This is a genomic window from Solirubrum puertoriconensis, assembly GCF_001483135.1.
Taxonomy (GTDB): Bacteria; Bacteroidota; Bacteroidia; order Cytophagales; family Hymenobacteraceae; genus Solirubrum; species Solirubrum puertoriconensis.
The window spans coordinates 917,278-943,562 of record NZ_LNAL01000008.1 but is presented as its reverse complement, the minus strand read 5'-3'; the positions used below and the strand labels follow the sequence as shown (position 1 = coordinate 943,562).

Genomic DNA, 26,285 nt, shown 5'->3' with positions numbered 1-26,285 from the left:
TTTGCGTGGCAAAAGGAGTCAACCACGTAACCAGCCTTTTGCTATGGCCGCCGAACCTGCCGCCAAGATTGCCTTCGAGGCGCTGACCTACGACGACGTACTGCTGCTACCTGCCTACTCGGAGGTATTGCCCCGCGACGCCGACACCCGTACCCGCCTCACCCGCCGCATTCAGCTGAACATTCCGTTCATCTCGGCTGCCATGGATACCGTAACCGAAGCTGAGCTGGCCATTGCCATGGCTCAGGAGGGCGGCATCGGCATCATTCACAAAAACATGAGCATTCGGGCGCAGGCCGAACTGGTGCGCCGCGTTAAGCGCTCCGAAAGCGGCATGGTGCTCGATCCGCTCACGCTTAGCGAGCAGGCCACCCTGGCCGATGCGCAAAAGCTGATGCGCGACAACAAAATTGGTGGCATCCCAATTGTCGACGGCGACCGGCGCCTGCGCGGCATCCTTACCTCGCGCGACATGCGCTTCGAGAAGGATTTCACGCGTTCAGTAACCGCCGTCATGACGCCGGCCGAGCGCCTTATCACCACGCCCGTGGGCACCGACCTGACACAGGCCGAAACCATTTTGCAGAACAACCGCGTGGAGAAGCTGCCCGTGGTGGATGCCGATGGTCGTCTGCAAGGCCTCATTACCTACCGCGACATCCGCAAGCGCCGCTCGCGCCCCCGCTCCTGCAAAGACGAGTTTGGCCGCCTGCGCGTAGGCGCTGCCGTGGGCGTAACGCCCGATACTTTGGAGCGCGTGAAAGCCTTGGTTGATGCCGGCGTTGACGTGATCAGCATCGATACGGCCCACGGCCACTCCAAAGGCGTGCTTGATATGGTGCGCCGCGTGAAAGAGCAGTTCCCGAACCTCGAGCTGATTGCTGGCAACGTAGCCACTGCCGCCGGCGCCCGCGCCCTAGCCGACGCTGGTGCCGATGCGGTGAAAGTAGGCGTCGGCCCGGGCTCCATTTGCACCACCCGCATTATTGCCGGTATTGGCGTGCCACAGCTTTCGGCCGTGATGGAGGCTGTGCGCGGCCTGCAAGGAACCGACGTACCCGTTATTGCCGATGGCGGCATTAAATTTTCGGGCGACGCGGTGAAGGCCCTGGCTGGCGGTGCCTCCTCAATAATGATTGGCTCGATGTTGGCCGGCACCGAAGAAGCGCCGGGCGAGGTAATCATCTACGAAGGCCGCAAATTCAAGACGTACCGCGGCATGGGCTCGGTAGAAGCCATGGAAGAAGGCTCGAAGGACCGTTACTTCCAGGACGCCGAGGACGACGTGAAGAAGCTGGTGCCGGAGGGCATTGTAGGGCGCGTACCTTTTAAGGGCGGTGTGGCCGAGGTGCTGTACCAGTTGGTAGGCGGCCTGCGCGCCGGTATGGGTTACGTAGGCGCCGCCGATGTGCCCGCTTTGCAACAGGCCCAGATGGTGCGCATTACGGGTGCTGGCCTGCGCGAGTCGCACCCCCACGACGTTCAGATCACGCGGGAGGCCCCCAACTACAGCTCGCGCTAGCAACCTCCCCGGCCTGTTTGCTGTTAATAGCCCACAGCCGCCGCCCACCTAGGGCGGCGGCTGTGTTTTGCCATACTCGGGGCAGCTTCCACTGTCCGGGTTTTGCGTGGCGTTCGTATCTTGGGCATCCGTTTGGCCTTCCTGCTATTGGCCTGCGGCTTGGTTTTCTCTTCTCCCCTCTTGCATGATTGCATTCCGCGAAAAGCTTCTTCCAGCCGCATTGCCCCTCGCGGTTCTGAGCTGGTTGGCTTTGTTGGTTTGCATGTTGTTGCGGGCTCATCAGCCGGCTGCTGCGCAATGGGGTACCCCGCCCGATTGGCTTATCCTGGCTACGCAAGCGGCCTTTGCGGCCGGTGTGTTTGTGTACGAACGCTCCCGCCCCGACCGCCTGCGCGGGGCCGAATTTGTACCCTTGCTGCGGCAGTTGCTACTTGGACCTGGCCTGTTGGCCACTGCGGTGGTTGGCTTACACCTGGCGGGGCATTGGTTGCTACCCGAAACCATTGGCAATCAACCAATCCTGCTCAACACGCTCTATACCATTAACCTAGGGCTGTTTGTTTACTTTCTGGCCCGCACGTGCTACACGTGGCGTTCGTTGGTGCACTTCCGGGCACAGCCCTCTACCCGCCGCGAGTGGGAGTGGTTTGAGTTGCTCTTAGGTGCCACGCTGCTGTTTAGGCTGGTGCAGGGCCGCGAGCTGCATTGGCCTTTGCTCCCTGTAATGGCCGTGCTGGCAGGTTTGGGCGTTTACCTCAGTGCCCATCAGCAATGGGTGGCCTACCTCAACCGCCGGCAGAAATGGGAAGTGGTATTTCTGCAAGCGGCCATTTTGGGGGGTATGGCGGTGTGCCTAGTGTACTTCTTGCGGCTGCAGCGTGAGCCCAGCTTGGCCGGACCTTTGGCGCAACATGCTTTCCTGTTACTAACTGGTTTTTTTGCGGCTTTTTATGCCGTAATGGGCCTGCTGGTAACGCTGTTTAACCTGCCCACAGCTGGTGTGTTTGAGCAAAAGCGCGAGGAAATTCTCAGCATGCAACGCTTGGCCCAGCTTATTCAGAAGGGCCAAAGCGAGCAAGAGGTTTACAACCTGCTCTTCGATTCGTCGGTGCAAACCGTGGAGGCCGATGCTGCTTGGCTTGACCTTGCCGATGATAACCCCACCCCCCTGCTCGAGTACCAAGTAGATGCCGATACCCGCCAGGGCATTTGCCAGCTGCTATCCGATTACAACATCGGCCACATCGAGTACCTCAACAACGACCTCCCCCACAGCGCGGGCTTCAGGGCCCTAGGACTTGGGTACTGCTCGCTGATTGTGATGCCGCTGCGCTCGAGCAAGCACCACTACGGCACGCTGTACCTGCTCAAGCGCTTCCGCCAGGGTTTCGACCGCGAAAACCTGAGCTTGCTCCAAATCTTTACCAGCCAAACGGTACTCAGCATTGAAAACCTGCGGCTGCTCGAAGACTCGCTCCAAAACGAGCGCGTGAAAGAGGAGCTCAAGATTGCCAGTTTGGTGCAGGAGGGCCTTATTCCGAAGACGCTGCCCGCCGACAGCTGGTTTGAGATTCGCTGGCACAGCCTGCCGGCCCGCGAAGTAGGAGGCGACTTTTATGACTTTTTGCAGCTAAGCTCGTCGCGTATTGCCATCATAATCGGCGATGTATCGGGCAAAGGCACCACGGCGGCTTTCCACGTGGCCCAGATGAAAGGTATCTTCCACTCGCTGATGCTGCTCGACCGCCCCGAAAAGGGCCAGCCGCTGCAGCCCAGCAAGTTTATGGCCATGGCCAACCAGGCCCTGAGCCACTGCCTCGAGCGCAGCTCGTTTATTACGGCCTCGTTCTACATCATCGATTACAAAGAGCGCGGCTTTGCCTTTGCCCGCGCGGGGCACTGCCATACGCTGTACTACAACGCCATTACCGAGGAAACCTTCTATTTCCAGACCGAAGGCCTGGGCTTGGGCATCATTCGCGACGCTTCGTACGAGAAGCGCATCAAGAATATGTACTACGATTACAACCCTGGCGACGTAATGGTGATGTACACCGACGGCATTGTTGAGGCGCGTAATGCCGAGGACGAGGAGTACGGCGAGGCGCGCCTACGCCAACTATTGGCTCGCTCGCACTACCTGGAGGCCGAGGACATTAAACAAGCCATTATCAACGATCTAGAACAGTTCAGCCGGGGCCTGCCGCCCTTCGACGACCAGACGCTACTGATCATCAAGTTTAAGAACGCTCAACCCATGGCGTAGCTGCCTCGTAGACATATCCTATGAAAATTGTACAGAACGCAGCCAACGATACCTTAACGCTCGGCCTCGACGGCGAGCTTGACGCCAGCTCCTCCGTGTTGCTCGACAACGAGCTCACAAAGCCCGAAATTCTGAATTACCGCAAGGTGATGATTGACTGCCAACGCCTGAATTACATTTCGTCGGCGGGCCTCGGCGTGTTTATCTCGCACTTGCAGCGCTTTCAGGATGCCGGCGTGAAGCTGGTGTTCTTTAACATGCAGGAGAAAGTACACAACGTGTTCGAAATCCTAGGTCTGGATTCGCTTATGACGATTGTGCCCTCCGAGCAAGAAGCCACGGCTATTTAGTTTGCTAGCACCATCGAGCCCATGAAGCACGCCATCCGCATCAGTTGCAGCCGCCGTAACCTGAAGACGGTGCGCGACTTCGTGGCTGGCGTACTAGCCGCTTATAAGCTGTCGGATATTCTGCAAAACCAGATTATTCTGGCCGTCGATGAGATTGTGGCCAACCTCATCATCCACTCCAACCACGAGGACGAATCGAAGCACCTCGACATTCGGGTGACCATCGACGACGACGAATTCCGGTTTGAGGCCGAAGACGATGGGCAGTCGTTTTCGCCCGCAGCTTACCAAGACCCCGACATTCAGGAGCACATCCGCATGGGTAAGAAAGGAGGCGTAGGCATTGCCCTCGTCAACCGCATAATGGATCAGGTAGAATTCGCAACCATTGGCAACCGCAATTTCTGTCGGTTGCGCAAGCGCTTGGCCTGATCCTCAGCCCCTCGGCGGCATCCGAAAATTGCTTAACATTGCAACAAGCAGCCGTCCGCAACTGGCGCGACCAGGATGCGGACGGCTTTTTTGTGTCATTTACTTTGTATGCGTAACAACCGCATTCTGCTTTCCGGCGCCGCACTAGCGGCTGCGTTTCTGGCTTCGTGCCAAAGCACTAAACCCACTGCTTCTACCAAACAGCCGGTGCTCATGACGCTCGGCAACCAGGAGGTGCCTGCTTCGGAGTTTGCGTATGTATACCGCAAAAACAACAGCTCTGCCCCTGATGCCGGCTCGCGCGAAAACGTGCAGGAGTACCTCGATCTGTACACCAACTTTAAGCTGAAGGTGCTGGAGGCCGAACAACGCGGCCTCGATACCACGCAAGCCTTCAAGCGTGAGCTGGACGGCTACAAGCAGCAGTTGGCTCAGCCCTACCTCACCGAGAAGAGCGTAACCGACCAGTTGGTGCGCGAGGCCTACGAGCACATGCAGAAGGAGGTAAACGCCTCGCACATTCTGGTGCGCATTACGCCCGAAGCCGACCCGAAGGATACGCTTGCGGCCTACCAGCGCATTACGGCGCTGCGCCAGCGCGTAACCGGCGGCGAGGACTTTGAGAAGGTAGCCCGCGAAGCCTCCGAGGACCCCTCGGCGCGCGAAAATGGCGGCCGCCTAGGGTACTTTACGGCCCTGCAAATGGTGTACCCCTTTGAGGCCGCAGCATACAAAACCCCGGTTGGCCAGGTATCGCAGCCGGTGCGTACGCGGTTTGGTTACCACGTCATCAAGGTAAATGATATGCGCCCCGCGCAGGGCGAAATCAAAGTAGCGCACCTGATGATTCGGGCCACGCCGGGCATGCCTAAAGCGGATTCGGTGACAGCCAAGAAAAAAGTAGACGAGCTGTACAGCCGCCTGCGCAAAGGCGAAAACTGGGAAAAGCTGGTAGCGCAGTTTTCGGAGGACGCGGGCTCGGCCTCGGGTGGCGGCGAGCTACCGCCTTTTGGCACCGGCCGCATGATTCCGTCGTTTGAGGAGGCCGCTTTCCGGCTGCAAAAGTCCGGCGACCTTTCGGCTCCGGTACAAACGCCGTACGGCTGGCACATTATCCGGCTGATCGAGAAACAATCGGTTCCGTCGTTTGAGCAGATGGAAGCCAGCCTGAAGCAGAAGGTAGCCCGCGACTCGCGCTCCGAGCTCAATCGCACGGCTTTCCTGAAGCGTATCCGCACCGAAAACCGCTTTACCGAAGTGCCCGCCATGCGCGATGCACTGCTTGCCCAAGCCGATACCTCGGTTACTAAAGGCACTCTGAAAGCCGATGCTTTTATGAACCGGGTGGCTGCTAGCCAACCAGCCAAAGGCAAGAAGAGCACTGCCTTGATGCCAACAGCGCCACTGTTCACCATCGGAGCGAAGCCCTACACCATTAAAGATCTCCTGACGTTTGCCGAGCAGCGCCAGCAGCCCCGCGCCGGTGCTACACCGCAGCACGCCATGCAGCTGCTCTACGATCAGTACGTCGATCAGAGCCTGCAGGACTACGAACGCGCCAACCTCGAAACCAAGTACGAAGACTACCGCATGCTCGTAAAGGAGTACCGCGATGGTATTCTGCTGTTCCAGCTGATGGACGAGAAGGTGTGGTCGAAAGCCATCGAGGATACGGTGGGCCTGAAGCAGTACTTCGCCGCCAATCAGGCTAAGTATCAGTGGGAGCCCCGCGTGCAGGCCACCCTCATCAGCGCGGCAACGCCCCAGCTGCGCAGCCAGGCCGTTACGTACTTCAGCAAGCCCACTGGCAAAGGCATTGCCGAGGCATCGATGCCTACCGACCAGGGCATTCCAGCTACGGTGGCGTTCAACGCCAAATCGGCTACCCTCACAGCGGCTGGCATGTCGGCTCTTGAAAGCTTAGCCAACCAAATGCTGGCCGACACCACGCTGAGCATTACGGCTACGGCTTACGCCAAAACCAACGCTGCCATTCCGCTGGCGGCCCAACGCGCTACGCAGGTGCGCACTTTCCTCACCAGCAAAGGCGTACCGGCCAAACGCGTATTAGCAGGCCAGCAGTTGGGCGGCAAAGAAGCCAGCACCGCTGCTGCTGTTAATGGCGTATTCCTACGAGGCTCCACCCGCAACCCTGCTATTATCGAGCAGCGTTTGAACCGTAGCAACCCGCTGGCAGTGCAAATTCAGCAGCGCGCTTTCCCGAAAGGCGACAGCAAAGTGGTGGATGGCGTACCGCAGCAGCCCGGCACCTACAACGTGCAACAGGATGGCCGCTACTACGCCGTTATCATCGACAAAGTACTGCCCGCTGGCCCCAAGAGCCTGAACGAAGCCCGCGGTCAAGCCACCTCCGATTACCAGAACTACCTGGAGCAGGAGTGGATTAAGGAACTGCGCACCAAGTACCCGGTGAAGGTGAACGAAGCCGAGGTAAACAAACTCGTAACCAAGTAGCGGCTCCTTGCCCTACTCCCGAAACCCTGACCTAGGCTGGCCTAGGTCAGGGTTTTTACTTGCCAAGCGGCATGCAACCCAATTGGCCCCTAGGTGGCTCTTGCTCTTGGCAAGCGCCTAATTCGAAGGCTTTTTGCCCGCTCGGCTATTTATGCTGAAATTTACCGGCCGCGTTTAGCGTTTGCCTAGCGGAGCGGTAGGTGCGCACCTAGGGCCGTAGTGCCCGGCAAGCCTGCTCCGTAGCTGCTTTTTTATCCGACATGACTCACTTACTTCGATTGGCGGCCTTGGTGCTGCTGGCCCTTCACACCCTAGGTGCCCAAGCCCAGGCGCTAGCCGGCCTATCGCGCAACACGGGCAAGCCCGTGGCCGATGGCATTTTGGTGAAGGTGGACAACCAGATTGTGCTGCGCTCTGATTTGGAGAATATTTACCTGCAGCAGCAACAGCAAGCCGAAGGCAAGCCGCTGCCGCCCGATTTGCGTTGCCGCATTCTGCAGTCGCTCACGCTCAACAAGCTGCTGCTGGCCAAAGCCGAAACCGACTCGGTAACCGTAACCGACGACCAGGTAAACGGCGAGCTAAACCGCCGCATGAACTACTTTATCCAGCAAATTGGCTCGGAGAAGAAGCTTGAGGAGTACTACAACAAGTCCATCCGGCAGCTGAAAGAAGAACTGCGCGTGCAGGTGCGCGAGCAGCTGGTTCAGCAGAAAATGCAGGACCAGATTTCGGGCAAGGTGACGGTGACGCCCCGCGAGGTGCGCCAGTTTTTCAGCAAAATTCCGAAAGACTCGCTGCCCTACTACTCCACCGAGGTTGAAGTAGGCCAAATTGTAAAGCTGGCCAAGCCCGACCAAAAGGCCGAGCAGGCTACCCTGGCCAAAATGAACGACCTACGGGCGCGCATCTTGGCCGGTGAAGACTTTGCTACGCTGGCCAAGCAGTTTTCCGAAGACCCCGTATCGGCTAAAGATGGCGGCAACCTAGGCTTTTTCAAGCGCAAAGAGCTGGTGCCCGAGTACGAAGCCGCGGCCTTGCGTTTGCAGCCCGGCGGTCTTTCGCCCATTGTTAAGTCGCAGTTTGGTTACCACCTTATTCAGCTTATCGAGCGGAAAGGCGACAGCTACAACTCGCGCCACATCCTGATGAAGCCTACCTCGGGCTCAGCTGATGTGGATGCGTCTACGGCTGAGCTGAACAAGCTGCGCACGCGCATTCAGCAGGACAGCATCACGTTTGCGAAGGCGGCTAAGGACTTCTCCGAAGACAAAGAATCGGCGGGCAACGGCGGCTTGCTGCAAAACCGCCGCGACGGCAGCTCTTACCTGCCGCTCGATCAGCTCGACCCGGCCATCTTCTTCACCATCGATACCATGAAGGTGGGCAGCATCAGCAAACCCCTGCCCTACCGTACCGACGACGGCAAGGATGCCGTGCGGATTATTTGGTTGAAATCGAATACGCCGCCGCACCAAGCCAACCTGAAGGACGACTACCAGAAGATTGCCACGGCGGCACTCAACCAGAAAAAGAACAAAGCCTTGGATGAGTGGTTTTTGCGTAACCGCGGCACCGTATTTATCGAGGTCGACCCAGAATACGCCGGCTGCAAAGTGCTGGATGCGGAGTAACCGCGCGAGCAACGTATAACGAGTGCGGGGAGGTTGAAGCGGCTGGGCCGTACAACCTCCCCGCACTTATTACGTCTTCTGTCTCACTATACAAGCAAGCATGCGCACATACTCATCGGATAAGGAAGCCGCCGACGCGCTGGCCCAATCGTACCGCACGCTGCGGCAGGAAATCGGAAAAGTAATTGTAGGACAAGACGACGTAGTGCGGCTGCTGCTGACGGCCGTGTTTGCGCAAGGCCACGCGTTGCTGGTTGGCGTACCGGGCCTGGCCAAAACACTGCTGGTGCAAACCATCAGCAACGCGCTCGATCTATCGTTCAACCGCATACAGTTTACGCCCGACCTGATGCCCTCCGACATTGTCGGCTCGGAGACGCTGAACCAGCAGCGCGAGTTTCAGTTTGTGAAGGGGCCGATCTTCGCCAACATTATCCTGGCCGATGAGATTAACCGCACGCCGCCCAAAACGCAGGCCGCGCTGCTTGAGTCGATGCAGGAGTACGCCGTTACGGTAGCGGGCCGCCGCTACCCACTGCAACGCCCCTTCTTTGTGCTGGCGACGCAAAACCCCATCGAGCAAGAGGGTACATACCCGCTGCCCGAGGCCCAGCTCGACCGTTTCATGTTCAACATCACGTTGGACTACCCCAGCTACGAGGCCGAGCTGCAGATTGTGAAGAACACCACGGCCGACATTAAGCCCACCGTGCAAAAGATTTTGCACGCCGATGAGATTGAGGCCTTCCAGCACTTGGTGCGCCGCGTACCCGTAACCGACAACGTGATTGAGTACGCCGTGAGCTTGGTGCACAAAACGCGCCCCAACACCGAGCGCGCTGCCCAACGGGCTTCGCAACTGCTCGAGTGGGGTGCCGGGCCTAGGGCTTCGCAGCACCTCATCCTAGGTGCTAAGTGCAATGCGCTGCTCAACGGCAAGTACTCGCCCGATATCGAAGACGTGCGCGCCGTAGCGCCGGCCATTTTGCGCCACCGCGTGGTGCGCAACTTCAAGGCCGAAGCCGAAGGCATTACCGTCGACCAGATTGTAAAAGAACTGCTGTAGGCAGCTAATTCGGCCCAAAAGCTGTGCCGCGTGTAGCCGCTGCATTTGGCATGTGTAACTAGGTAGTACCTTTGCTACTTGAAGTCGGCACGCGAGCGGCCTAGGTGGCACTCGGCACGCCGCGCTATTTTGCCCTACCCCCATGGAAGTTCAAGGCTATTACGAAAGCTTTCCCCGCAACCTGCACATGGTAGACGACGCCCTGCGCGCCGGCCTCGACCTGCGCACCACGGCGCTCGAAACCTCGCTGCCGCTGGAGGTGTACGTGCTCAGCGAAATCCTTAACCAAGGCGGCGCTGCCATCAAGCTCACCACCGATGGGCTGCAGCGCGTAGCCGAGTTCAAGCAGCAGTACGAAGCCAGCTTTGATCAGGCCAACGCCATTATGCAGCGTTTTCTCGACGACTGGAAATCCTACATGCTTACGCCCGAAGGCCGCGTGCTCACCAAAGAAATGCTAATCCGCCGCCTCGAGTTCTTCAACGAAGCTGCTCGCCAGGTAAACGTGATGCGCACGCAACAATCCCTAGGTAGCCCGGCGCAGTACCGCCACCCGCACCTCTCGGAGGCCGCTCTTATCTCGACGCTGCCGGTACAGCGTTAGTGCGAGTTTGATTTCAACAGAAAGCCCCGTCTGCACACTGCGCAGCCGGGGCTTTCTGTTGTATACCAATGCTACCCTAGGTGCTGCCACTGATCTTGCTTCCGTATTTCGGCGTGTCCGTCCATGTCGTGGCGCAGGTCAAGCTCGCCTTCGGGTTCTTGCTTGAGCTTGCTCGGTACCTCGGCTCCGTGCGGGCCTTTGGAGTTGGTTACGCCCCCATCTACGAAGTACAGCGCGCCGGTAACGAAGCTGGCTTCGTCGGATGCCAGGAACAGGTACACGTTGGCTACTTCTTCGGGGGTACCGCGGCGGCCCATGGGGGTGCCCTCCACGGTTTGCTTTTCCATTTTGGCCGACATCGGGCCGGTTTCCTTGTGTGTCCAGGCGGTGTCAACGGGGCCGGGGCACACGCAGTTAGCACGCACACCTTCCTTGGCTTGTTCGGTAGCCACGCCTTTCATGAACGCATGAATAAAGGCCTTGGTACCGCCATAGGGTGTGTTTTCGGCAATGCCCATCCAGCCTGCCTCCGAACCTGCCGACACGATGTTGCCACGGGTTTTTTGTAGTTGCGGAATGGCAGCCCGCGTCATCATGAAGCACGAGTAAATATTATTCTTCACCATGTACTGAAACGCCTCTACGGGATATTCATCAATGGTAGCGGTAGCCGGAAACACGCCGGCGTTATTAATGAGAATATCAAGTTGGCCGAACTCTTTCACGGCCCGCTTTACGCAGGCTTCTGCTTCTTCCTGCTTCGAGATGTCGCCCGCAAAAGCTACGGCCCGGCCGCCGGCTTTTATTATTTCCTGGGCTACTTCCTGCACGGGGTCTTCCGGAAATCCGCACACAACAACGGCGGCGCCCTCGTTGGCAAACTTCTTACAAATGGCCTCGCCGATACCGGCCCCGCCGCCCGTAACAATGGCAACTTTGCCTTGCAGTCGGTTCATAATGTGGTGTTTTGGTGTGGTTGATGTAGTAGAACACGCCGCCCTAGGTGCCCGAGCAGGCATAGCTAGCGCAGTGCTTCAGGCTAACGAACCATTAGCTACGGGGTTGCCCTAGTTGCGCCGATGCGGGCTGCGCAGTGCAACCGTTTGGGGGCGGCTTGCGTGTGGCAAAGAGTTCTGCTGCCTATGAGTTTGCTGCCCACTCTCGCACCGGCGTCGTTGCGCACCGAGCGGCTCTTGCTCCGCCCCTATGTGCTTTCCGATGCCCCGGCGTTTTTTGCCTTGCTTAATGCCGAGCGCTACCGCCTCGAGCCGGCCTTTCCGCGTCGGGTTACGTCGGTTCGTACCCTGGCCGACGCCGAACGTACGCTGCGCACCTTTCACGACAATTGGCGCCAGCGGCGCCTGCTGGTGTGGGGCATCTGGAACAGCACGGCCACTTGCTACCTAGGCGACATCAGCCTGCAGCCCGATTCGCCCCGCATTCGTTCGGGCGAAATTGGCTACTACCTGGCCGCCGCAGCCGAGGGCTTTGGCTACGCTCGCGAGGCCTTGCGTGCCGTAGTAGATTATGCCTTTGAGCAACTCGAGGCGCGCCAGCTCACGCTGCGTTGCCGTGCGGCCAACGTACGTAGCCAAGCCACGGCCGAGGCCATCGGCTTCCGCCGCGCCGCCGACATCGACGCCAGCATTTGGCACTACACCCTTAGCCGCACGAGTTACCTAGGGCACGCAGCGTTCTAATCGCGTTGCAGGGTTGCGATGAAAAACTCGCGGTTGAAGTTGATGTATGCCCCAAAGGAAAACTCTACTTGTCGGCTGGTAAAGTCATAAAACGGTTCGAAGCGCGTCGAGAGCGTTAGCCCGTCGGTAAGCTTGTAGTCGCTGAAAAAGCGCAGAATCAGTAGCTGCCGGTTGCGCTCGGTGTAATCGGCATCGTTTACAGTATAAGAAATAGACTGGTACAGCGGCCCGCCCTGCGGGGCCACAAACCCGTTGCCACGCCAGTAGCTTACCTGCACTTTGCTCAGACGGGTATCGGCACCTAGGTTGAGGTACAAACCCGTGCCACGCTTGAAGGCCAGCTCACGCGTGAAAGAGTAATCGTGAAAGTAAACTCCGTAGCCATCGGCGTAGAGGCTGTGCAGAAACGAACCGCCCAGCTCTTTGCGCACGCGCAAACCGCTGGCTACATTAAACAAGGTTTGCAGGGGTTTTTCGATGGTATCAATTTGTCCGCCGCGGTGGGTAGCCAAAAACTGCAGCGGCACGCGCACCAACCAACCAGCGGTGGTATCGCGCACCACGTTTACATCGGCCACCAAACCGCCGGCTACCTCCTCCTGAAAGTTGCTAAACCGGTACTGCTGCCGTTGCCAGTCCACCCAGGCATCTACGTTGAAGCGGTGGGTTTTTAGCTGGTACTGAATGCCCTCTTCCAAGCGGTTTAGCATCACACGCTCGAAATCGAAGATGGGCTCGATGTAGCCGTGGTTCAGGTGGCCTTCGATATTGCCGAACAAGAAGCGGTGCGGGCCCGTTTGGTACAACGCCGTAAACAATGGCCGTACCTGGCGCAGGCGTGGAGTGCCATAATCTTTCCACAGAAAGATGCCGGCCTCGAGCCTCAGCTTCGGACTTGGGTAGTACACCAAGCGCGGCGCCAATTGCGTGCCGTAGTACGTGCGGCCTTCGAATATCTTGTTGAAATACTCGTTGTCCTTGGAGAAAAGAAATGCCTGAACCGCTAAGCGCAACTGACTATTGTGCTCGGCACGTACAGTCATACGGTACTGAAACGCTCGGTTATCTAGCTGCGCCCATGCTAATAAGTTTATAAAACACAGAACCCCAGTGGCTAATAGTTTTAGCAAATATTTTCTCATATATTTATTGCCAAGTCGGCACAAAACGGGGTTCGGCTGTGTTAGAAAAAGCTGCCTGCAACGGACGCTAGCGGGGTTTTCCCAGTCTTAGTAACTGAAGTGGCGGCATCGCCCAACAGCGACATCAAACCTACATCATATCTCCACAAAGCACGCACAAATGGCTGCAACCACTGACAAAACGGTGAACCAGAACGCCGAGAAACTCAAGGCGCTTCAGCTCACGATGGACAAGCTCGACAAGGCCTACGGCAAGGGCACTGTGATGAAGCTGAGCGACAACAAAGTGGGCGACATCCCCGCTATCAGCACCGGTTCGCTTGGCCTCGACATTGCGCTGGGTATTGGCGGTTTGCCCAAAGGCCGTATCGTTGAGATTTACGGTCCGGAATCGTCGGGTAAAACCACGCTCACGATGCACGCTATTGCCGAAGCCCAGAAAAAGGGTGGCATTGCGGCCTTCATCGACGCCGAGCACGCCTTCGACCCCATTTACGCCCAAAAGCTGGGCATCGACACCGAAAACCTGATCATCTCGCAGCCCGACAACGGTGAGCAAGCCCTCGAAATCGCCGACCAGCTGATTTCGTCGGGTGCCATCGACATCTGCGTAATCGACTCCGTTGCTGCCCTGGTGCCGAAAGGCGAACTGGAAGGCGACATGGGCGACTCGAAAGTGGGCTTGCACGCCCGCCTGATGAGCCAGGCCCTGCGTAAGCTCACCGGTACTATTAACAAAACCGGCTGCTTGTGCATCTTCATCAACCAGCTGCGCGAAAAGATCGGCGTAATGTTCGGCTCGCCCGAAACCACCACCGGTGGTAACGCCCTGAAGTTCTACGCTTCGGTACGCCTCGACATCCGCCGCATTGGCCAGATCAAAGAAGACAAAGACAACGTAACCGGTAACCGCACCAAGGTGAAGGTGGTGAAGAACAAAGTAGCACCGCCCTTCAAGGTGGTTGAGTTCGACATCATCTACGGCGAGGGCATCTCGAAAGTGGGCGAAATCCTCGACCTCGCCACCGACATGGGCATCATCCAAAAGTCGGGCTCGTGGTTCTCGTACGGCGGCAACCGCTTGGGCCAAGGCCGCGAGGGTGTGAAAACCATCCTGCAGGACAACCCCGAGCTGGCCGACGAAATCGAAGCCAAAGTACGCGCCATGGCTAAGGGCGAGCCCGAAGCACTGGAAGCTGCTATTCCGGTTGACATGAGCGGCCCCGAAGACGGCGAAGACACCCTCTAAGCCGCGCTTGTTCTGCCCATTAAATTGAAAAAGCCCGCTGCCCTTGCAGCGGGCTTTTTTGTTGCACCCAAAGCCTAGGTGTTTGTTACCATTACAGAGCAACTTGCACTAAAACAGCAATTTGCGCACAGCTCGAACGATAACCTTGGCGCCTGCCGTTACGCTACATACTTTCTCGGGCCGTAAGCCTATGGAGCTCTTTTCTTAGCTCGGGGTGCTTGGTATATTTGCTTGGCACCCGCTTTGCGTAGTAACCTGTTAGCACCCTTCTTATTGGATTTCTTTTTACTTCACATGAAACGTCGCCGCTGGCTTTTGCTTTCCTTGCCCGTTCTGCTGAGCGTGGGGCTTACGGCTTTTGCGCCCACCGAGGCGCCGCGTACCGTGCGTAACGAAAGCTTTGGGCGCGGCGAGGTGGTGCAATACAAAGTTCACTACGGCCTCATCAACGCTGCCGAGGCTACCATTGAGGTATCCGACGATATCCACCGCGTAAACGACCGGCCCTGCTACCGTGCCACTGTTACGGGCCGTACCAACGGCTCATTTGATATGTTTCTGAAGGTGCGCGACACCTGGCGTTCTTACATCGACACGGCCAGCATTTTGCCGCAGCGCTTTTACCGCAACATCGAGGAAAACAGCTACCGCAAGCGCGAAACCATCGATTTCGACCACTACCGCGACATGGCCGCTGTAGAATCGCACAAGAAGAACAAGAACGACGTAAAGCGCGGCAGCTACAAAGTGCCCGACAACGTGCAGGACTTGGTAAGCGGCTTTTACTTCCTGCGTACCGTCGACTTCAGCAACCGCCGCGTAGGCGAGCAGATTAAGGTGCAGGGCTTCTTCGACGACGAGGTATTTGACATGACGGTGACCTACAAAGGCCGCCAGAACGTGGAAACCAAATCCGGTGTGGTACGGGCCATTCGGCTAGTGCCCCGCATGCCCAAAAACAAGCTCTTCCGTGGCGAAGACGCCATTTCGGTGTACTTCTCCGACGACCGCAACAAGATTCCGGTGCTCTTCGAGGCCGAAATGTTTGTGGGCTCGGTGAAGATTGACATGTACAAGTATAGCGGCCTGAAACATAAGCTGGCCATGGTCGCCAAAAACTAGCGCAGCGCCGCCCACCTAGGGCGGCGCTGTTGTTTTAGGGGCTGTTACCTAAGGCCTTGGTGCTTCACAAAAAGGTAATACGCCGCCTGTTGATGCAAACGGTACTTTTGCAGCCGTAATGCGTTTGGTATTCACTTAGCCTTTTACTCCTGTGCAACAGCCCGCCGCTTCTGCTGCCACTACTGCCTACAAAATTCTGGTAGTGGACGACGACCCCGACATCGTGGAGTTGCTCGAGTATAACCTGCGCAAGGAAGGCTACGACGTAGCTACCGCCCCCGATGGCCGCAAGGCCCTGGAAGTAGCGCAGCAGTTTTCGCCCGATATCGTGCTGCTCGACGTGATGATGCCGCACCTCGACGGCATTGCCGCTTGCCGCGAGCTGCGCGCCATGCCCAAGTTCAAGGATACCTACATCCTGTTCCTGACAGCTCGTTCGGAGGAGTTTTCGGAGGTGGCCGCTTTTGATGCCGGCGCCGACGACTACCTCAGCAAGCCCATCAAACCTAGGGCGCTGATGAGCCGCTTGGCCGCCGTGGTTCGGCGCGACCTGGAGCCTACCGGCGCCCCCACTTCCGACGTTATCGACATCAACGGTTTGCGCATCGACCGCACAGGCTTTGCCGTGTACCAGGACGGCCGCAAAATCAGCTTACCCAAAAAGGAATTCGAACTGCTGGCCTTCCTGGCCGCTTCACCTCACAAAGTGTTTGGCCGCGACGAACTGCTGCAGAACATCTGGGGCAACGATGTATTTGTGCTGGCCCGCACCGTAGATGTGCACGTGCGCAAAGTGCGCGAAAAGGTGGGCGAACACCACATCCAAACCATCAAGGGTGTGGGCTACAAGTTCAACCTCGATAATTAAGATTGTAGGCGGCGTGGGCGCCCTAGGTGCCTCGTGGCGGCTGCGTTCTTAGCCAACCCAATCGGAATTGCCATCTTAGCGGTGAAAAACAACCACCGAGCTGCGTCAGCTGCAGTTGCCGGCTCCGCTGAACCCCAGCGCAAAGGCGCGTTGTTTTCTGCTCGGGAATCAGCGCTTCCGTTTGTGTTCAACCTTAATCTTTCCTCCCGCACTATTGCCATCATCATTGCCGTGTTGGTGGCGGGGGTACTTACTACGTTTGCCTTTGCGGCCCCTACCCTGCCCTTTCAGCAGGCCGTGCTGGCGGGCGGCGTAACCATTGCGGCTTGCTTTCTGCTGCTGTATTTGTCGTTCGAGGCGTTGTTGTTTCGCGAAATCAACAACATCTACGCGGGCCTCGAGCTGGTAAAGCGCAAGGAGTTTCGGAAGCTCTCCAACCGTTTTTTGTTTCGGCCCGAGCCACTGAAGCGCATTCGGGAGGAAATCCTCGACATGGCCGTGCGGCGCCAAAAGGAGCTCGACGATTTGAAGCGCCTGCAGCAGTTGCGCTCCGATTTTTTGGCCGACGTATCACACGAGCTGAAAACGCCCATTTTCGCGGCGCAAGGCTTCGTGTATACCGTGCTCGATGCCGGCGAAGACGAAGAGTTTATCCGCGAGAAGTTTTTGCTGAAGGCTGCCTCGGCCCTCGATGCGCTCGATGCTTTGGTGCAAGACCTTGTTACCATTTCGCAGCTCGAAAAAGGCGTGGTGCGTATGCGCAAGCAACGCTTCGACCTAGTGCTGCTCGTGCACGAAATCTTCGACCAACTAGAGCTGAAAGCCACCAAACGGCAAATGACGCTGCACCTGCTGCCCAACGACTTGCCCGTTGAGGGCGTGCAGGTGCTAGCCGACCGCAACCGCATTCGGCAGGTACTCATCAACCTTATCGACAATGCTATTAAGTACGGGCGCGAGCAGGGCAACATTACGGTGCAACTGCGTACTTCGGCCAAAGCCGTACGCATTGCCGTGCAAGACGATGGCGAGGGCATACCCAAGGAGCACCAAAACCGCATTTTTGAGCGCTTTTACCGCATCGACAAAAGCCGGGCGCGCGGCGCGGCCGATGCGGGGGGCTCAGGCCTAGGCTTGGCTATCAGCAAGCACATTGTAGAGGCGCACAAATCCACCATCAAAGTGCGCAGCGCAGTGGGCGAAGGCACCACACTCGAGTTTAAGCTGCCTCGCGCCAAAAACGCCTTACCCGAACACGAGCAGGCATAAGCAAGCGGCCACCCACAATGTGGGTGGCCGCTGCGCTTCAAGCCCAAATTACCTAGGCTTACTTATTGGTCTGGCGACCCGAGCCGCCCGGCTTCTTGCCGCCACCGTCGTGCTTGTTCACGGTAGCCCAGGCCCGGCGCTCGGCTTCGTCTTCCGAGAGGCCCTTCTTTTCGTAGCTTTCCTCGATGTGCTCGGCCTGGCGCTTTTGCTTATCGGTGTATTTCGATTTATCTCCTTGTGGCATGGCTGTAGGTGTTGGTGATGAGACATACAGGTATGCGGCTATGCTTTTTACGCCAGGGCCGCAAGCAAGTTGTAGTACCTAGGGCAACTCAGCGACGGCGTGGTATCTTCGCCTCATAATTGCTGCTTATGCGCCACGTTGCCGACATCCCACACCCCGACATGAAACTCACGCTGCTGGCGTGGAACGGCAAGTATTTGCTGAAGTGCGAGCAGGGCTCGTTGGAGCAAACCTACAAGGTGAGCGAAATGGACCTGCTGGGCTCTGATGCCGAACTACCTAAGCTGCTCGATGACGCTTTTGTGGCAGCCGTGCTGCGCCGCTTTGCCGAAATGCGCGCCGACTTTGCCGCCGCGCTTGAGCGACAGGATTTGGTATAGCTGCCGTTTGCTTTCCCCCCTCTTCCAGCTTTGATTATGCTTAATCTGCTTACCCGTTGGCTGCTGGTGTGCGTGGCCGCTCTCGTACTGCCCCTAGGTAGCGCCCATGCTCAGCTCTACGATGTGCGCACCAGCACCATCAATATTGATAAGCGCGAACGACCCGCGCTGAAGGTACAAGTAGAAGGCAGCGCCAAGGAAGCCCGCGAGTACTGGCAGCAGTACCTGAAGGAGAGTTACAACATCAGGATTAAATCGGGCGGGGTACTGGGCATTGGCGGCAACAAAGAAGTGATGCTGGCCAAGCAAACGCCCGTTTCGAGCATTTCGGGCAAACTGCTCGATCTGTACACCAACGTGGTAGCGCCCTCCGATAGCACCGCCGAGGTGCAAGTGTTTGCTGCTTTTGATAATGGCACTACTTGGCTCGACCCCGACAAAACCGCTTCGGAGTTTTCGGCACTGCGCACCATGGTGCAGGGCTACGCTAAAGCCTACCGCCCACGCTACGCGCGCATGGCCATTGAGCAAGCCGAAAAGCAGCTGCAAGAGGCCGAAAAAGAAAAGCTTCGCCTCGAAAAGGAAATCAAAACCTTGGCTGCCGACACCGTGAGCAACATTGCCCGCATCAAACAGCTGCAGGAGCAAAACGTGCAACACGCTACCCACATTAAGGAAAACCAGCAAAAACTGGTGCAAAACGCCACCGAAACCGAGCGCCGCAAAGTAATACTGCAACGCCGCCGCGACCGGCTTTCGGCTCTCGATCGTAGTAAGTAGCACTGATCCGCAGGCTACTCCTCTGCTCTACCAATGGATAACAACGACGCTTCTCCGCTCGATACCCTACGCCAGCTCAAAGAATGGCTCGATGCGGGTACTATTACGCCACAAGAGTTCGAGACGCTTAAACGCAAGCTCCTCTTCAGCGAAAACTCGCCTACGCCACCTAGCCTACCGACGTCCCCCGAGCCGGTAGCTCCGGCAACTCCGCCTACGCCGAGCATCGTGCCTCCTGCAGCGGCTGTTGTGCCGCCAACCGTTGAGCACCATGTTACGCCGCCTCCGGTAGATGACCCACTGTTGCCGCCTGTGGTAACCGACGAGCCTGCCACTCGTGTAGAGCCCGTGGTGCTTAAGGAAGATTACTTCCGCCGCGAGTCCGTTGTTACTCCGCCCAACACCAGCGTGCCACCCGCTGACGATGAAGTGCTGGACGGCCCCGCCGACGAACCACGTCGTCAGCCGCTCGCCACGGTTCTTATTGTAGTTGGGGTACTTGCCTTGTTAGCTATCATTGGCTACCTGTTGCTCGGCAACCGTGAATCGGAGCGCCTAACCAGCAACTCCATTACAGCTGCCGATACCACGGCCGTACAAATTGAAGAAGGACCACAAGCCGAGCAGCTAGACTTGCCGCCGGCCGCTGCCCCCGAAACCATACGGGTACAACCCAACATTCCGGTAACTGCCCAACCCACCGATTCGGCCACAACGCCAATTGGTGCTAGCGCCTCAGATGCGGTTGTCGACCCGGCCGCATCTGAGGCGGCTATTCGTAGCCGCGTACAGCGCGCCCTCACGGCCTTGTACAACGACATGCAGGCAGCTCCTTTCAATGCCAGCCAGCATTTCGCCTCCGAAGTGGAGCGCTTTTACACCTTGCAAAACACCACGCCCAGTGCAATTGAGGCCGAGCTGAACCGCAGCCACTTTCCGGAGTTTACCGAAAGCCAAATCAGCTTCGATCCAGCTTCGCTCCAGATCAGCCCCGTAACCGAAGATGGCACCGTTACGGTGACTTACAACGAACGTGGCCGCTCGCTGCGGAAATCGCGCAACCAGTACCAGCAAACTTTGGCGCAGGTACGAGCCCGCATCGACCGCAACGGCAAGCTTACCTACTTCCGTCAGGAGCGCTTGCTCGAAAACACCTTTACCGATGCAGCACCGGCTGCGGCCCCTGCCTCCCCCGAAACCACTCCGCCCCAAGAGTAGTCGCGTGCATACCCTTACCCGGTCTTTGGTCGTTCTGCTGCTTGTGCTAGCTAGCGGCCTAGGTAGCTGTATCAAAGTTATCAAGCCGCAGGGCGAGTACGTGCGGCGTGCCCCGGCAGCGGCACCCGATTACAGTTTACCCACCAGTTGGGCCGCACTGCCCACGCGCCTCGATTCTGCCGACGCCGTGCCGCGCAACTCTGGCCTGCGCGATGGGCAAGCCACTGCCCCTGCCGATGTGTTCTTCGTGCACCTAACCACGCTCATTCAGCCCAAAGCGTGGAATGGCGACCTAGGCGACGCGCAGCTCAACCGTTTTACCGATCAGTTTAGCATCCGCAAGCAGGCATCGGTGTTTAATGCGGCGGGCCGCGTGTATGCCCCGCGCTACCGCCAGGCGGCTCTGTACGCGTTCTTCGATAGCACGGCCAATGGCAAGCAAGCATTAGCCCTTGCCTACACCGATGTTAAGGCCGCTTTCGAGTACTACCTCAAGCACTATAACCAAGGCCGGCCGATTATTCTAGCCGGGCACAGCCAGGGCACTTACCACGCGCAACGCCTGCTGCGCGAGTTCTTCGATAAAGATCCGGAGCTGCGCAAACGCCTCGTGGCGGCCTACTTAGTCGGCCTGAAGGTTCAGCCTAGTTCGTACCAGGTAATTCGTCCGTGCCAAGATTCGCTGCAAACCGGCTGTTACGTAAGTTGGAATGCCGCGGAGTGGGGCATCGATTACCCTCCGTACGCTGGTGCCACAGTTGTTAACCCCCTAACCTGGACGAGCGACACGGCCCAAGCTTCGGCTGCGGTAAATCGTGGCAGCGTGCCCTATGGCTTCGATAGAGTTGATGCGCACGTGGCCGATGCCAAGGTGCACAACGGCATTTTGTGGGTACACCCCCCTAAGCCACAAGGCTATGTGCGCTTTTACCTACCGGGCCGGGCCGAGTTACGTCATTCCTTCCACGTCGTCGACTACGGCTTATACTATCTAAACGTGCGCCGCAATGCTGTAGCGCGGGTGCAAGCCTGGCAGCGGCAGCAAGCACAATAAGGATTATTGACCTAGGCTACTCCTGAAGAACAAAACAAAAAAGCCCGCTGGCATTGCGCCAGCAGGCTTTTTTACACACTTGCAAGCGAATTAAGCACCGATAGCAACGCGCTTGAAGTCGGTTACCGTCATGCCTTTCGACGTCTTGTCGAGCAGCTGAGCGATGGTCACCGAGCTATCTTTCACGAACTCCTGGTTCAGCAGGGTGTTCTCTTTGTAGAACTTGTTCAGCTTGCCCTGAGCGATTTTCTCGAGCATAGCCTCCGGCTTGCCTTCGGCGCGAGCTTGCTCTTTGCCGATTTCGATTTCGCGCTCAACGGTAGCCGAATCAACACCGTCTTTGTCAACGGCTACGGGCTTCATGGCTACGATTTGCATCGCCACGTCGCGACCTACGCCAGCTACGTCAACACCGCCGGTGTTCTTCAGGGCTACCAGTACACCCTTCTTGTTGTCGGAGTGGATGTACGAAGCTACTTTCTCAGCCGTCAGCGACTCGTAAGCAACCACATCGATTTTCTCGCCGATTTTGCCCATCAGGTCGGTGATGTGCTCCTGCAGCGAACGGCCATCTTCTTGCGTGGCAGCCAGCAGATCTTCTTTGGTAGCAGCGTTGCTCTTCACAGCCGATTCGATGGCCAGTTGGGCCAGAGCTTTGAAGTCAGCAACTTTCGCTACCGGCTCAGTTTCGCAGGCCAGAGCTACCAGTTTGCCATTGGTGCCGTCTTCGCTAACGGTTGCCAGTACCAGGCCTTCAGCAGTAGCATTCTCAGAACGCTTGTCGGCAATTTTCTGACCCTGCTTGCGCAGGATGTCTTTTGCTTGCTCGAAGTCACCGTTGGCTTCGGTCAGAGCCTTCTTGCAGTCCATCATGCCAGCGCCAGTCATAGCGCGCAGCTTGTTCACGTCTTGGGCGGTAATTGCCATTGCTGTGAAATTAGGGAGGTTGATGAGTGTTTCTCGGTAGGGGCAGTTGCCAGCTGATGGTTGTCGGGAATGCACACAGCACCTAGGCTTTGGCTGCCGACATCTCACACTTGGCAACTAAAGAAGAAGGGAACACCGGAGCCCTAGTGCTTCGAATGTTCCCTCCTCTCAAATCAGGGGCAGTGCGGGACTATTCGTCGGCGTTCTGCTTCTCCTGGATGCCTTCTTCTTCGGCTTGCTTACGGTCGGCGTCTTCCTTGTCAACCTTGCGCTCCGACAGGCCTTCTTCGATAGCCTTGCCGATCGTGTTGATGATCAGCTGCACCGACTTCGAGGCGTCGTCGTTAGCAGGGATTGGGAAGTCTACCAGCTCGGGGTTCGAGTTCGTGTCGCAGATAGCAAACACCGGGATGCCCAGTTTCTGAGCTTCTTTCACGGCGATGTGCTCGCGCTTCACGTCAACGATGAACAGAGCAGCAGGCAGGCGGCTCAGGTCGGCGATGCCGCCCAGTACGCGCTCCAGCTTCTCACGCTCACGCGACAGCATGAGACGCTCGCGCTTTGCAATAGCAGCGTAAGCCGTGTTTTCTTTTACCATCTTGTCGATGGTGCTCATCTTCTTCAGCGACTTACGAACGGTCGCGAAGTTGGTGAGCATGCCACCCAACCAACGGTCGGTCACGTAGGGCATTTTCAGGCGCTTCGCTTCGTCCGAAACGATTTCCTGAGCCTGCTTCTTCGTGGCTACAAACATGATTTTGCGGCCCGACTTGGCGATGTTGCGGATGGCCGAAGAGGCCTGGTCCAGCGAAGCCAGCGTCTTGTTCAGGTCGATGATGTGGATGCCGTTCTTCTCCATGAAGATGTACGGCGCCATTTTCGGGTCCCACTTGCGGGTGAGGTGACCAAAGTGGGCACCAGCATCCAGCAGATCTTTATAGGTAGGCAATGCCATAACTTGAGCTCTTCTGGTAGATTAACGTTTCGAGAACTGGAACGAACGACGAGCCTTGCGCTTGCCGTACTTCTTGCGCTCCACCATGCGGGGGTCGCGCGTCAGGAAGCCTTCCTTCTTGAGGGCAGGGCGAACTTCGGCGTTTTCGGCAACCAAGGCCTTCGAAATAGCCAGGCGAATTGCTTCGGCCTGAGCGCTGATGCCTCCGCCGCGCACGTTTACGCGCACGTCGTACTTACCCACGGCATCAAGCGTGGTGAAGGGCTGGTTAACGATAGCCTCTAGCAGTTCGTTGCTGAAGTAAGACTTCGCGTCCCGGTCGTTGATAGTGATATTCCCTTGCCCGGCTTGCACATACACGCGAGCCACCGAGGTTTTTCTTCTACCAGAAGTGTTGGTGATTTCCATGAGTTGAACAATCAATCGATGAAAACGCGGCCCTTATGGATGAAGGGCGACGTCGTTTCTTACAGGTTGGTGAGCTTGTGCTCGGTGGGCTGTTGCGCCTCGTGGGGGTGCTCAGCACCGGCGTACACGAACAGGTTGCGGAACTGCTCACGGCCAAGGCGGTTGCCTTGCAGCATGCCTTTCACAGCGTGCTCGATAACCGAAGCCGAGTTCTTCGCCATTTTGTCGCGCAGGTTGATGCTGCGCTGACCGCCGGGGTAGCCGGTGTGGCGGAGGTAGATTTTGTCGGTCATCTTACGGCCAGTAACGCGCAGTTTGTCGGCGTTGATGACGATGACGTTGTCGCCGCAATCGGCGTTCGGCGTGAACGAGGGCTTGTGTTTGCCGCGCAGAATGTTAGCAATCTGGCTGGCTACTCGCCCGAGCGTGCCGGCGCTAGCGTCAACAATAACCCAGGCCTTCTCGGCCGAGGCTTTGTTCACCGAGCGCGTTTTAAAGCTCAGATGATCCATGGATCAGTTTCTTGTGGGTTGGGTAAGTATTTGCAAGTCAGTCCCGAGCCAGCCGCTGAAAGCATATGGCTCGGGAAAAACGGACACAAAATTAGTGCTTTTTCCTTGATATGCAATGCAGTGGCTGAAAGCTTGTATGATTGGCGCAGCCCCATTGCATTACTCGAGATACCTATCTAGCTGTATTGCCGCAGGTTTTCAACCAGCACCCGGAAGTCTTTTGGGTATTCGGCCTCCACGCTGATGGTTTCGCCTTCCAGCCCCGTAAAGGTGAGTTGCCGGGCATGCAGGGCAAAACGCTTGATAAACGGCTGCTCCTCTTCGCCCTGCTTCATATTGAACTTGCGCTTGAGCGAAGACAGGTAGAAATCGTCGCCGCCGTACATCTTATCGCCCACAATGGGCGCATCGAGGTACATCAGATGCAAACGAATCTGGTGCATGCGGCCCGTTACGGGCAAACACTCGAATAGCGTATGCTTGGTGTACGTTTCGAGGGTGCGGATAAGCGTTTCGGCGGGTTTGCCACTCACGGCCAAGCGGGCCTTGCCCTTGGTAGTGGTTTCGATGTTACGCTCAACGCGCAGCCCTTCGTAGTTGTGTACGCCCCAGCTTACGGCGTGATACACCTTCTTCACCTCGCGGTTTTCGAACTGCATCGAGAGGTGACGGTAAGCGTCGGGGTTCTTGGCCAATGCCAAAGCGCCGGAGGTTTCCTTATCGAGGCGGTGGCAAGCCTGCACGTCGTCATACTCCTCGCGGGCGAGGCGCAAGATGTTGGGCGCGGTGCCAATACGTTCGTCGAGCGTAGCCAGGAACGGCGGTTTATTGATGACGATGTAGTTATCGTCTTCGTAGATGATGAGGTCTTTGAATGCGGGCAGCTTCATGAATAGCTGAGTCAGACGGGTTTCGCTGCCGTGGCTGCTTGAGGCAGTACGCAACGAAAGGAGAAAGGCCGACGAAGGTACGGCTTCGGGGTTGAACCGAAGCCCGGCGGCAATCAGCTACCAACACCTGGCGAATCAGAAAAAGTCCGCAATTGCAGTAGCGAAGCCGTGCGAAGAGCTGTATCAGCTAACTGCGTGCAAAATCACCCACAACGAAGCGGCCGAAATACTCAACCATAGCAGCACACCTTGCATAAAGGGCTTGGGCCCTACAGCCCTGAGAACCTGCTTGGATAAGCTGGCGCCGATTAGAAACAAGGTTAGTGTAAGCCCGAGCTTCGAGAGTTTGACTGCTACACCGGCAAAAGGCTGCAACGCCGGCACGTAAGTAGCCAGCAGCATGGCACCCACGAATCCTAGGATGAAATACGGAAGCTTAACCTTGGCCCCCGGGGTGCGAAACAGCGCAGCGGTACCTAGGGCAACGGGTATAATCCACAGGGCACGGGCCAGCTTCACGGTGGTAGCTACTTGCAAAGCTTCGTCGCCGTAATGGCTGGCGGCACCTACCACCGAACTGGTATCGTGGATGGCAATGGCGGCCCACAGACCAAACTGGTTTTGCGAAAGGCCCAGCGCTTCGCCGATGATGGGAAAGGCAAACAAGGCAATGGCATTGAGCACGAACACCGTACCTAGGGCTACCGACATTTCTTCGTCGGAAGCTTTTACTACTGGGCCCACCGCCGCAATGGCGCTGCCGCCGCAAATAGCTGTGCCGCTGGCAATCAGGTGCGAGGTATTACGAGCAATGCCCAGCCAGCGCCCTACGAAGTAGCCTACTACCAGCGTACTCAGGATTGAAGCCACGGTGAAGAGCAGCCCCTCCTGGCCTGCTTGCCAAGCGGCATGGGCGTTCATCCCGAAACCCAGCCCGACCACCGACCACTGCAGCAGCTTGCTGGTGTAGCGCTTGCTTTGCGCCGGAAAGGGGTTGCCTACAAGCAAGGCCACTGCCAGACCTAAGGCAAGCGCAAGCGGGGCCGAGCCCCACGGGCTTAAGCACAGCAGCAGTGCTAAGCCAAATAATAGTTGTTGCGGTGTAATTAACCACTGCCAAACCCGCAGTGGGCGGTGCCAAAAGCGAACGGTGCTACTACAATCTTCTTCGGCTGGGGCCGCAGGTAGGTGTGCTGAGGAGAATTTCACGGGTGGGCG

The 26,285-nt window shown here is 57.5% G+C and carries 26 protein-coding genes; 17 read left to right on the top strand and 9 right to left on the bottom strand.

Features of this window, described 5'->3' with window-relative positions; all coding sequences use genetic code 11:
- Window positions 1-43: 43 nt before the first annotated feature.
- The 8 genes from guaB (at window position 44) to ASU33_RS18285 (ending at window position 10,349) form a co-directional block, all read left to right on the top strand.
- Window positions 44-1,522 (top strand): IMP dehydrogenase, encoded by a 1,479-nt coding sequence (guaB, locus tag ASU33_RS18320; RefSeq protein ID WP_059072261.1) that lies wholly within the window; start codon window positions 44-46, stop codon window positions 1,520-1,522.
- Between the two features lie 184 nt (window positions 1,523-1,706).
- Window positions 1,707-3,788, top strand: a complete 2,082-nt coding sequence (locus ASU33_RS18315; RefSeq protein ID WP_059072260.1) for a GAF domain-containing SpoIIE family protein phosphatase — start codon at window positions 1,707-1,709, stop codon at window positions 3,786-3,788.
- A 20-nt stretch (window positions 3,789-3,808) separates the two neighbouring features.
- Window positions 3,809-4,138, top strand: coding sequence for an STAS domain-containing protein (locus ASU33_RS18310; protein WP_059072259.1), 330 nt, complete (start codon window positions 3,809-3,811; stop codon window positions 4,136-4,138).
- 21 nt (window positions 4,139-4,159) lie between these two features.
- A complete protein-coding gene (locus tag ASU33_RS18305) occupies window positions 4,160-4,570 on the top strand; it encodes an ATP-binding protein (protein ID WP_059072258.1) in 411 nt (136 codons plus the stop codon).
- A 108-nt stretch (window positions 4,571-4,678) separates the two neighbouring features.
- Window positions 4,679-7,045 (top strand): peptidylprolyl isomerase, encoded by a 2,367-nt coding sequence (locus ASU33_RS18300; protein WP_059072257.1) that lies wholly within the window; start codon window positions 4,679-4,681, stop codon window positions 7,043-7,045.
- A gap of 260 nt (window positions 7,046-7,305) precedes the next feature.
- On the top strand, window positions 7,306-8,679 hold the full coding sequence (locus ASU33_RS18295) for a peptidylprolyl isomerase (RefSeq protein ID WP_059072256.1): 1,374 nt from the start codon (window positions 7,306-7,308) through the stop codon (window positions 8,677-8,679).
- A 100-nt stretch (window positions 8,680-8,779) separates the two neighbouring features.
- Window positions 8,780-9,745, top strand: a complete 966-nt coding sequence (locus tag ASU33_RS18290) for an AAA family ATPase (RefSeq protein ID WP_059072255.1) — start codon at window positions 8,780-8,782, stop codon at window positions 9,743-9,745.
- Window positions 9,746-9,887: 142 nt separating this feature from the next.
- Entirely contained in the window at window positions 9,888-10,349 is a 462-nt protein-coding gene (locus tag ASU33_RS18285; RefSeq protein ID WP_059072254.1) for a hypothetical protein, read from the top strand.
- A gap of 71 nt (window positions 10,350-10,420) precedes the next feature.
- Here ASU33_RS18285 and ASU33_RS18280 read toward each other — a convergent pair whose 3' ends face one another.
- The gene (locus ASU33_RS18280) at window positions 10,421-11,305 is read right to left on the bottom strand and encodes an SDR family NAD(P)-dependent oxidoreductase (protein WP_059072253.1); all 885 of its coding nucleotides are present in this window, start codon (window positions 11,303-11,305) and stop codon (window positions 10,421-10,423) included.
- 186 nt (window positions 11,306-11,491) lie between these two features.
- Here ASU33_RS18280 and ASU33_RS18275 point away from each other — a divergent pair, with 186 nt between their 5' ends.
- Window positions 11,492-12,049 carry a GNAT family N-acetyltransferase gene (locus tag ASU33_RS18275; protein ID WP_160328237.1) on the top strand — a complete coding sequence of 186 codons (558 nt, stop codon included), beginning with the start codon at window positions 11,492-11,494 and terminating at the stop codon, window positions 12,047-12,049.
- Here the strand turns inward: ASU33_RS18275 and ASU33_RS18270 are convergent.
- Entirely contained in the window at window positions 12,046-13,092 is a 1,047-nt protein-coding gene (locus tag ASU33_RS18270; RefSeq protein ID WP_059072251.1) for a lipid A deacylase, read from the bottom strand. The genes ASU33_RS18275 and ASU33_RS18270 overlap by 4 nt on opposite strands.
- A 259-nt stretch (window positions 13,093-13,351) precedes the next feature.
- Between ASU33_RS18270 and recA the strand changes: the two genes are divergently transcribed.
- The 4 genes from recA to ASU33_RS18250 all read left to right on the top strand — a co-directional run bounded on the left by recA (window position 13,352) and on the right by ASU33_RS18250 (window position 17,699).
- Complete coding sequence (gene recA / locus ASU33_RS18265; protein ID WP_286130649.1) at window positions 13,352-14,440, top strand: recombinase RecA; 1,089 nt, start codon at window positions 13,352-13,354, stop codon at window positions 14,438-14,440.
- Window positions 14,441-14,734: 294 nt separating this feature from the next.
- Window positions 14,735-15,562, top strand: a complete 828-nt coding sequence (locus ASU33_RS18260; RefSeq protein ID WP_059072250.1) for a DUF3108 domain-containing protein — start codon at window positions 14,735-14,737, stop codon at window positions 15,560-15,562.
- Window positions 15,563-15,713: 151 nt separating this feature from the next.
- A complete protein-coding gene (locus tag ASU33_RS18255) occupies window positions 15,714-16,430 on the top strand; it encodes a response regulator transcription factor (RefSeq protein ID WP_059072249.1) in 717 nt (238 codons plus the stop codon).
- Between the two features lie 183 nt (window positions 16,431-16,613).
- Entirely contained in the window at window positions 16,614-17,699 is a 1,086-nt protein-coding gene (locus ASU33_RS18250) for a sensor histidine kinase (protein ID WP_059072248.1), read from the top strand.
- A gap of 58 nt (window positions 17,700-17,757) precedes the next feature.
- Here ASU33_RS18250 and ASU33_RS18245 read toward each other — a convergent pair whose 3' ends face one another.
- On the bottom strand, window positions 17,758-17,943 hold the full coding sequence (locus ASU33_RS18245; RefSeq protein ID WP_059072247.1) for a hypothetical protein: 186 nt from the start codon (window positions 17,941-17,943) through the stop codon (window positions 17,758-17,760).
- A 128-nt stretch (window positions 17,944-18,071) separates the two neighbouring features.
- Here ASU33_RS18245 and ASU33_RS18240 point away from each other — a divergent pair, with 128 nt between their 5' ends.
- The 4 genes from ASU33_RS18240 to ASU33_RS18225 are packed head-to-tail and all read left to right on the top strand — an operon-like array spanning window position 18,072 to window position 21,375.
- Window positions 18,072-18,323: a hypothetical protein gene (locus ASU33_RS18240; RefSeq protein ID WP_059072246.1), complete on the top strand. Its 252-nt coding sequence runs from the start codon at window positions 18,072-18,074 to the stop codon at window positions 18,321-18,323.
- Window positions 18,324-18,359: 36 nt separating this feature from the next.
- Window positions 18,360-19,103, top strand: coding sequence for a hypothetical protein (locus tag ASU33_RS18235; protein WP_059072245.1), 744 nt, complete (start codon window positions 18,360-18,362; stop codon window positions 19,101-19,103).
- A gap of 33 nt (window positions 19,104-19,136) precedes the next feature.
- Window positions 19,137-20,321, top strand: coding sequence for an SHOCT domain-containing protein (locus ASU33_RS18230; RefSeq protein ID WP_059072244.1), 1,185 nt, complete (start codon window positions 19,137-19,139; stop codon window positions 20,319-20,321).
- Between the two features lie 25 nt (window positions 20,322-20,346).
- A complete protein-coding gene (locus tag ASU33_RS18225; protein WP_059072243.1) occupies window positions 20,347-21,375 on the top strand; it encodes a DUF3089 domain-containing protein in 1,029 nt (342 codons plus the stop codon).
- Between the two features lie 90 nt (window positions 21,376-21,465).
- On the opposite strand, the gene tsf is transcribed toward ASU33_RS18225, so the two are convergent.
- The 6 genes from tsf to ASU33_RS18195 all read right to left on the bottom strand — a co-directional run bounded on the left by tsf (window position 21,466) and on the right by ASU33_RS18195 (window position 26,276).
- Complete coding sequence (gene tsf, locus ASU33_RS18220; protein ID WP_059072242.1) at window positions 21,466-22,302, bottom strand: translation elongation factor Ts; 837 nt, start codon at window positions 22,300-22,302, stop codon at window positions 21,466-21,468.
- 190 nt (window positions 22,303-22,492) lie between these two features.
- Entirely contained in the window at window positions 22,493-23,257 is a 765-nt protein-coding gene (rpsB, locus tag ASU33_RS18215; protein ID WP_059072241.1) for a 30S ribosomal protein S2, read from the bottom strand.
- Window positions 23,258-23,278: 21 nt separating this feature from the next.
- Window positions 23,279-23,665 (bottom strand): 30S ribosomal protein S9, encoded by a 387-nt coding sequence (gene rpsI, locus ASU33_RS18210; RefSeq protein WP_059072240.1) that lies wholly within the window; start codon window positions 23,663-23,665, stop codon window positions 23,279-23,281.
- Between the two features lie 59 nt (window positions 23,666-23,724).
- Complete coding sequence (gene rplM / locus ASU33_RS18205) at window positions 23,725-24,177, bottom strand: 50S ribosomal protein L13 (protein ID WP_059072239.1); 453 nt, start codon at window positions 24,175-24,177, stop codon at window positions 23,725-23,727.
- A gap of 176 nt (window positions 24,178-24,353) precedes the next feature.
- Window positions 24,354-25,067: an RluA family pseudouridine synthase gene (locus ASU33_RS18200; RefSeq protein ID WP_059072238.1), complete on the bottom strand. Its 714-nt coding sequence runs from the start codon at window positions 25,065-25,067 to the stop codon at window positions 24,354-24,356.
- Window positions 25,068-25,250: 183 nt separating this feature from the next.
- Complete coding sequence (locus ASU33_RS18195; protein ID WP_434060538.1) at window positions 25,251-26,276, bottom strand: YeiH family protein; 1,026 nt, start codon at window positions 26,274-26,276, stop codon at window positions 25,251-25,253.
- Between the last annotated feature and the right edge of the window lie 9 nt (window positions 26,277-26,285).

Bases quoted from the DNA above. Each gene is read 5' to 3' on its own strand.
- guaB (WP_059072261.1), top strand. From the start codon at position 44: ATGGCCGCCGAACCTGCCGCCAAGATTGCCTTCGAGGCGCTGACCTAC.
- ASU33_RS18315 (WP_059072260.1), top strand. From the start codon at position 1,707: ATGATTGCATTCCGCGAAAAGCTTCTTCCAGCCGCATTGCCCCTCGCG.
- ASU33_RS18310 (WP_059072259.1), top strand. From the start codon at position 3,809: ATGAAAATTGTACAGAACGCAGCCAACGATACCTTAACGCTCGGCCTC.
- ASU33_RS18305 (WP_059072258.1), top strand. From the start codon at position 4,160: ATGAAGCACGCCATCCGCATCAGTTGCAGCCGCCGTAACCTGAAGACG.
- ASU33_RS18300 (WP_059072257.1), top strand. From the start codon at position 4,679: ATGCGTAACAACCGCATTCTGCTTTCCGGCGCCGCACTAGCGGCTGCG.
- ASU33_RS18295 (WP_059072256.1), top strand. From the start codon at position 7,306: ATGACTCACTTACTTCGATTGGCGGCCTTGGTGCTGCTGGCCCTTCAC.
- ASU33_RS18290 (WP_059072255.1), top strand. From the start codon at position 8,780: ATGCGCACATACTCATCGGATAAGGAAGCCGCCGACGCGCTGGCCCAA.
- ASU33_RS18285 (WP_059072254.1), top strand. From the start codon at position 9,888: ATGGAAGTTCAAGGCTATTACGAAAGCTTTCCCCGCAACCTGCACATG.
- ASU33_RS18280 (WP_059072253.1), bottom strand. From the start codon at position 11,305: ATGAACCGACTGCAAGGCAAAGTTGCCATTGTTACGGGCGGCGGGGCC.
- ASU33_RS18275 (WP_160328237.1), top strand. From the start codon at position 11,492: ATGAGTTTGCTGCCCACTCTCGCACCGGCGTCGTTGCGCACCGAGCGG.
- ASU33_RS18270 (WP_059072251.1), bottom strand. From the start codon at position 13,092: ATGACTGTACGTGCCGAGCACAATAGTCAGTTGCGCTTAGCGGTTCAG.
- recA (WP_286130649.1), top strand. From the start codon at position 13,352: ATGGCTGCAACCACTGACAAAACGGTGAACCAGAACGCCGAGAAACTC.
- ASU33_RS18260 (WP_059072250.1), top strand. From the start codon at position 14,735: ATGAAACGTCGCCGCTGGCTTTTGCTTTCCTTGCCCGTTCTGCTGAGC.
- ASU33_RS18245 (WP_059072247.1), bottom strand. From the start codon at position 17,943: ATGCCACAAGGAGATAAATCGAAATACACCGATAAGCAAAAGCGCCAG.
- ASU33_RS18240 (WP_059072246.1), top strand. From the start codon at position 18,072: ATGCGCCACGTTGCCGACATCCCACACCCCGACATGAAACTCACGCTG.
- ASU33_RS18235 (WP_059072245.1), top strand. From the start codon at position 18,360: ATGCTTAATCTGCTTACCCGTTGGCTGCTGGTGTGCGTGGCCGCTCTC.
- ASU33_RS18230 (WP_059072244.1), top strand. From the start codon at position 19,137: ATGGATAACAACGACGCTTCTCCGCTCGATACCCTACGCCAGCTCAAA.
- tsf (WP_059072242.1), bottom strand. From the start codon at position 22,302: ATGGCAATTACCGCCCAAGACGTGAACAAGCTGCGCGCTATGACTGGC.
- rpsB (WP_059072241.1), bottom strand. From the start codon at position 23,257: ATGGCATTGCCTACCTATAAAGATCTGCTGGATGCTGGTGCCCACTTT.
- rpsI (WP_059072240.1), bottom strand. From the start codon at position 23,665: ATGGAAATCACCAACACTTCTGGTAGAAGAAAAACCTCGGTGGCTCGC.
- rplM (WP_059072239.1), bottom strand. From the start codon at position 24,177: ATGGATCATCTGAGCTTTAAAACGCGCTCGGTGAACAAAGCCTCGGCC.
- ASU33_RS18200 (WP_059072238.1), bottom strand. From the start codon at position 25,067: ATGAAGCTGCCCGCATTCAAAGACCTCATCATCTACGAAGACGATAAC.